Genomic DNA, 6684 nt, shown 5'->3' on the forward strand with positions numbered 1-6684 from the left:
ATCTTTTTTAAATTAAAACATACAGTTAAAGTATTTTCTAAGCATTTTATAATGCTTTGGAAGAATAGCTCGTGGCTGTTATCTACACACTTATCCACAGCTTGCTATAGTTTTAATAACACGATAAGCAGTAATTCACTGTCGTTTTATTTACTACCTTATGGCATGCTTATAATTACCTTAATTTTTTGCATTTAGGATCCAAATTCACCATGGCTCAGATCCCCGAAAACCCACTTATTTTAGTTGATGGCTCGTCATATTTATTTCGTGCTTATCATTCTCCGCCGCATTTAACTAATTCTAAAGGTGAAGCTACGGGCGCTATTTATGGCGTGATCAATATGCTTAAAAGCTTGATCAGACAATACGATCCATCACATATGGTGGTTATATTTGATGCTAAAGGTAAAACGTTCCGTAACGATATGTATAGCGAGTATAAGGCAAATCGTCCGCCTATGCCGGATGACTTACGCACTCAAATAGCACCGATACACAGTATTATTAAAGCGATGGGCTTTCCGCTAATTAGTATTGAAGGCGTTGAAGCTGATGATGTTATTGGTACATTTGCACGTATAGCATCAGAGCAAAAACGACATGTACTCGTCTCTACTGGCGATAAAGACATGGCACAGCTTGTTAATGAACACGTTACGCTAATAAACACGATGACTGACAGTATTTCAGATCCCGTTACCGTGGTTGAAAAGTTTGGTGTAGGCCCTGAACTTATTATTGATTACTTAGCATTAATGGGTGATAAGGTCGATAATATTCCGGGTGTTGAAGGCTGTGGTCCTAAAACGGCAGTTAAATGGTTAGAAAAATATGGTTCTCTTCAAGGTGTAATGGATCACGCCAGTGAGATTAAAGGTAAAATAGGCGAAAAGTTAGCAATTGCTCTTGATCATCTGCCTTTAAGCTACGAACTTGCGACAATTAAGTGTGATGTTGAAGTTGAATCTGATCTTGATACATTCAAACTTCAAGAGCCTAACAAAGACGAATTAATTGCATTATATGGTGAGTGCGAATTCCGTCGTTGGTTAGCTGAATTACTTGATAATCCTAAAGATGCTGAAACACATTTAGCTGTACCTACCGAAGCCACTGAATTACCAAAAGTAGAAGATGCTCATTACGAAACTATTTTAACGCAAGTGCAATTTGATACGCTAATAGAGCAATTAAATAGTGCTGAGTTATTTGCATTTGATACTGAAACAACCAGCCTTGATTACATGAAAGCGCAATTGGTGGGTATGAGCTTTGCCGTAAAAGCGGGTGAAGCTGTGTATTTACCGGTAGCGCATGACTACCCAGGTGCGCCTGAGCAATTAAGCCTTGAATTTGTAATGCAAAAGCTAGGTCCAATTTTGGCAGATGAAAACAAAGCTAAAGTAGGGCAAAACCTTAAATATGACAAAAGCGTATTAGCGAATGCAGGCTTTGCATTAAATGGTATTAAGTTTGACACTATGCTTGAGTCGTATGTATTTAATAGTGTAGGCACGCGTCACGATATGGACTCGCTAGCACTTAAATACCTAGGTCATAAAAATATTAGCTTTGAAGATATTGCTGGCAAAGGTAAAAAGCAACTTACCTTTAACCAAATTGAACTTGAAAAAGCAGCGCCTTACGCCGCAGAAGATGCCGATATTACTTTGCGTTTACACGAAGTGCTTTGGCCAAAAATAGCAGCTGATGAAAAGCTAAAATCGGTATTTGAAGATATAGAAATGCCACTTATTAGTGTGATTTCTGATATTGAACGCACCGGTGTTGCGATAGATAGCAATATGCTTGGAGCGCATAGTCAACGTTTAGGTGAGCGTTTAATTGAGCTTGAAAAAGAAGCGTTTGAAATAGCAGGCGAACCATTTAACTTAAGTTCTCCAAAACAGCTACAAGTACTGTTGTTTGAAAAGCTTGGGCTGCCTATTATTAAAAAAACGCCTAAAGGTGCACCTTCTACCGCAGAAGAAGTACTGCAAGAACTTGCTCATGATTATCCGCTACCTAAAGTAATTATAGAGCATCGTGGTTTATCAAAGCTTAAATCAACGTATACCGATAAATTACCATTAATGGTGAATGAGAAAACCCAGCGTGTACATACGTCTTATCATCAGGCAATTACAGCTACGGGGCGCTTGAGTTCAACTGATCCTAATTTACAAAATATTCCTATTCGTTCAGAAGAAGGACGTCGTATTCGTGAAGCGTTTATAGCCGCAGATGGTTATAAAATTGTTGCTGCCGATTATAGTCAAATTGAGCTACGTATTATGGCGCATCTTTCACAAGACAAAGGTCTATTAAATGCATTTGCTAACGGCTTAGATGTACATAGTGCAACTGCCGCTGAAGTATTTGGTGTAGAGCTTGATGATGTAACTACCGATATGCGCCGTAAGGCGAAAGCAGTAAACTTTGGCTTAATTTACGGTATGTCGGCATTTGGTTTAGCACGTCAACTAGATGTGCCACGCCACGAAGCGCAGCATTACATAGATAAATACTTTGAGCGTTTTCCAGGTGTATTAGAGTACATGGAAACAACACGCGAAAAAGCAGCTGAAAATGGCTACGTTGAAACAATATTTGGTCGTCGCCTACATTTACCAGAAATAAACGCACGTAATGGGGCGCGTAGAAAAGGAGCCGAACGTGCTGCTATAAACGCACCAATGCAAGGTACTGCCGCCGATATTATTAAAAAGGCAATGTTGAGCGTTAACCGCTGGGTACACGAACAAGCGCCAAATACAATTAAGCTGCTTATGCAAGTGCACGATGAATTAGTATTTGAAATCAAAACAGACTGCGCACCACAGTACACAAAACACATCTGTGAACTGATGTCGCAAGCTGCTGCGCTAGATGTACCACTTATAGTTGAAGCTGATGAAGGTGACAACTGGGAACAAGCTCATTAATGCAATTTGAGCATTTTAATTAAAGCGCCTTTTGGCGCTTTTTTTATGTTTAATAAAAATGGCGAATAACAGCGATTCAATCAGGTATATGCAAGCTTTAGTTAAAATAAGGTTAATTTAAGCAACTATTTGTATTAAATAGTTATATGTTCGTCAATTCGAGCTGTTTTACAGGAATATGATTGTATTTTAATGCGTGCTTTTGTTAAAGTCCCGCCTGTCCTATCCTGTAGGACATCCTGTTGATGATGCATCTGAAAGGGTGCAACAAATTGATAGCTTCTCCCCAGTTTGCTATACCGGCCTACCAACTTGTTTGGTGGGCCGTTTTTTGTTTTACGCCTGAAAATCCTATCTAATTAATTCTTTATTGCGCTATACCAATTGTATTATTCATTCGTCATTTCGAGGTGGTTTGGGTACATCGCAGGTGATACCATCGAAGTGATATTATTTTTATTCTTTTCATTTTATTACTAAGGAGTGCGTTATGTTTAAAGCATTAGCTATTGCAGGTTTTTCTTTATCAAGTTTAGTTATTTCTAATGTTGCTCAGGCCAATTGGCAGCTAGTGAATGATAAAAGCCAACTAAGCTTTGTTTCAATTAAAAAAGATTCGATTGCTGAAGCACACCATTTTACTAACCTTGAAGGTATGCTTTCTGATAAAGGCGAGTTTAGCGTTAATGTTGATTTAACATCAGCTGAAACTCTAATTCCTATTCGTAATGAGCGTTTAACGACATTTTTATTCGAAGCGGCTAAATTTCCAAATGCTGTTTTAACTGCAAATTTAACTAAAGAACTGAGCAATATTAAAAAGCCTGGTCAATATGTATTAAAGGGTATTAAAGCTGAGCTTGATTTTCACGGTAATAAAAAGCCATTGGCAATTGATGTACTCGTTAACAGCACGCAAAGTGGTGATTTAACGGTATCATCATTAACACCTATTATTATTAATAGTGATGATTTTGGTGTAACCGAAGGCGTTAAAAAGCTGCAAGAGCTAGCGGGCTTACCTTCAATTGCAACAGCAGTGCCTGTTACATTTGCAATTACACTTAAAAAACAGTGATTTCTTTAAGTGAGCTTAGCAAGCAATTAAGCGAGCCAAGCAAACCTTTTGATAGTTGGCAGCCTAATCATTGTGGTGAACTGCCAATTGTCATTAATCATAAGGGGAAATGGTTTTACGATGGCAGCGAAATAACACGCCCAGCCATGGTGAAGCTGTTTGCTTCTGTTCTATGTAAAGAAGGTGAGCAATTTTATTTAAAAACACCTGTCGAAAAAATAACAATAACGGTTGATGATGCGCCGTTTATTATTGTTGATTGGCGTTTTGAAAATACAGTGCAAGGGCAGGTGTTGTGTTGTATTGATAATTTAGCTAGGCACTGGTTGGTGAGCGCTCAGCAGCCTTTAGTTATAAAAGACTATAAAGGGTCAAAAGTACCTTATCTAAAGCTACCTTATGGCTGTAGTGCGCGTGTTGCGCGAAGCGTATATTATCAGTGGGCTGAAAAAGCCGAGTCTGATAAACTCGGCTATTTTATTAAATCTGCAGGAAAGCAGTTTTATTTATCGTAACGCCAGCGTTTAAGCCTCTGGGTTAGTTTCGTCTGTGATTGTTTCATCGGTAGGTGGTACAGCAATAACAGGACCTAAAAACCATTCATCTAGTTTTTTAGCTACTTCTGGTAAACCCGTGCCTTTTAATGATGAAAATGCATGAACTGTAATATCCCCATCAAGCGTGCTTAATTCACGACGAACTTGCAGTACTTGTGATTTACGAGGGCCTTGCTTTAATTTATCGGCTTTAGTTAATAGTGCCAATACTGGAATTTCACTACCAATAGCCCAATTAATTAAATCGCGGTCTAAATCTTTTAATGGATGACGAATATCCATTAAAATAACAATACCTTTTAGGCTTTGACGCTTTTGCAGATATTCCCCTAGCGATTTTTGCCATTTCTTTTTCATTTCGATTGGTACTTTAGCAAAACCATAGCCTGGTAAATCGATAAGGCGCATATCGTCAACATCAGCTAAATCGAATGTATTGATTAGCTGAGTACGTCCAGGTGTTTTACTTGTACGTGCTAGCTTCTGATCGGTTAATGCATTTAATGCACTCGACTTACCTGCGTTGGAGCGACCGGCAAACGCAACTTCAATTCCCGTATCAGCAGGTAATTTAGTAATGTCGGGAGCGCTTGTTACGAAAGACGCAGTATTATATTTGATACGAGATTTGAGCACAGGCTCTCCTAAAACTTAAATAAATAACGTTGAGTAAACCAAATTCACTCAGGGCGCGTATTTTATACTATAAAGGATGTATTAAAAAGCGTATTTAACCACCTAAAAACAGCACCTATGGTACATTTAAAACATGTTAAAGCTTAATCTAAGTCAAAACCCTGTAAATTATAAGCTTAATATGTGTAGAAAACGTGCCAGAGAATTTATTATCGTGTAGAATATATGTATTACAACATCACGATTGTAGATGATACAGGGTCGGAAACAGAGAATTCACCATGAAAAAAATAGCACTATCTTTAACAATATTGCTTGGTGCGTTGTCAGCAAGCAACGCAACAGCATTTGATGGCGATGTAAACGCAGGTAAAGAAAAATCAGCAACGTGTGCGGCTTGTCACGGCCCAGACGGTAATGCGCCGGTTAATATTTACCCTAAAATTGCAGGTCAACATCCAGATTATATCCTTAAGCAACTTCAGGATTTAAAATTAGGTATGACGTCAGGCGGCAAAGAAGGGCGTATGGATCCAGTAATGAGCGCTATGGCTATGCCACTTAGCGAGCAAGACATGAAAGATCTAGCTGCTTATTTTTCTTCAATGAACATGACTGAAGGTGCTACACCTAAAGATGTTGTTGAAGTTGGCGAGATGCTTTTTAAAGCAGGCGATGCAGAACGTGGAATTCCATCATGTGCAGCATGTCATGGCCCACGTGGTAATGGCTCGTCACTTGCTAAGTTTCCAAAAATTTCTTTTCAGCATCCAGGATATATCAAGGCTCAACTTGAAAAATTCCGTGATGGTACTCGTCATAATGACTTAAATGGCATGATGGGCGATATTGCAAAAAAATTAACAGATAAAGACATCGAAGTACTTTCTCAGTATTTAGGTGGCTTACACTAAAGTCGTATTTATTTAGCAGTTAATAATAAATAAACTACAATGTGTTAAAAAAAGCAGCCTAGGCTGCTTTTTTTGTGTCAAAAATTAACGATATCGTCCGTTTTAATGTAAGACATTGACCATGTCTGGTTGTAAGAAAAGTCTTCTTTTTATTTTTGATTATTGATTAACTTATTGTAATTTATGTTTATTTTTATATCTCAATGTAATAAAGATAATAAAAGTTATATAAACCAGTTGTAACAAAATCATTAACGAGTAAATTAACCACTGTCGCAAAACAACAATAACAAAACGGAAATAACTATCAAGGAAAGTAACGCGGCATGACTACATAGCATAAGATTAGTGCTACTAAAGGAAATAATAAAAAAGTGTCAGGATGACCGAAAATAATAAAAAACTCATGGAAGTTTAATAATAAAAACAAAATGGAATGTAACAAGGAACGTAAAAATAATAACAATACGGACTGATAATAATAAAAATAATAAAGACTAAAAAAAGTCGAAGGGAGAAGTGTCCAGATAATGGCGCTCAGATTAGCAGGC

5 protein-coding genes are annotated in these 6684 nt (G+C 37.8%); 4 read left to right on the forward strand and 1 reads right to left on the reverse strand.

The window, feature by feature from the left end; all coding sequences use genetic code 11:
* Positions 1-212 precede the first annotated feature (212 nt).
* The 3 genes from polA (at position 213) to GQR46_RS14145 (ending at position 4541) form a co-directional block, all read left to right on the forward strand.
* Entirely contained in the window at positions 213-2948 is a 2736-nt protein-coding gene (polA, locus tag GQR46_RS14135; RefSeq protein WP_165728094.1) for a DNA polymerase I, read from the forward strand.
* A 490-nt stretch (positions 2949-3438) separates the two neighbouring features.
* A complete protein-coding gene (locus GQR46_RS14140) occupies positions 3439-4026 on the forward strand; it encodes a YceI family protein (protein ID WP_007582084.1) in 588 nt (195 codons plus the stop codon).
* A complete protein-coding gene (locus GQR46_RS14145) occupies positions 4023-4541 on the forward strand; it encodes a DUF1285 domain-containing protein (RefSeq protein ID WP_165728095.1) in 519 nt (172 codons plus the stop codon). The genes GQR46_RS14140 and GQR46_RS14145 overlap by 4 nt, the downstream gene beginning before the upstream one ends.
* Positions 4542-4550: 9 nt before the next feature.
* On the opposite strand, the gene yihA is transcribed toward GQR46_RS14145, so the two are convergent.
* A complete protein-coding gene (gene yihA, locus GQR46_RS14150; RefSeq protein WP_007377272.1) occupies positions 4551-5219 on the reverse strand; it encodes a ribosome biogenesis GTP-binding protein YihA/YsxC in 669 nt (222 codons plus the stop codon).
* Between the two features lie 281 nt (positions 5220-5500).
* Here yihA and GQR46_RS14155 point away from each other — a divergent pair, with 281 nt between their 5' ends.
* Positions 5501-6133: a c-type cytochrome gene (locus GQR46_RS14155; RefSeq protein ID WP_007582080.1), complete on the forward strand. Its 633-nt coding sequence runs from the start codon at positions 5501-5503 to the stop codon at positions 6131-6133.
* Positions 6134-6684: the final 551 nt, after the last annotated feature.

The organism is Pseudoalteromonas sp. Z1A6, assembly GCF_011378745.1.
Taxonomy (GTDB): Bacteria; Pseudomonadota; Gammaproteobacteria; order Enterobacterales; family Alteromonadaceae; genus Pseudoalteromonas; species Pseudoalteromonas arctica.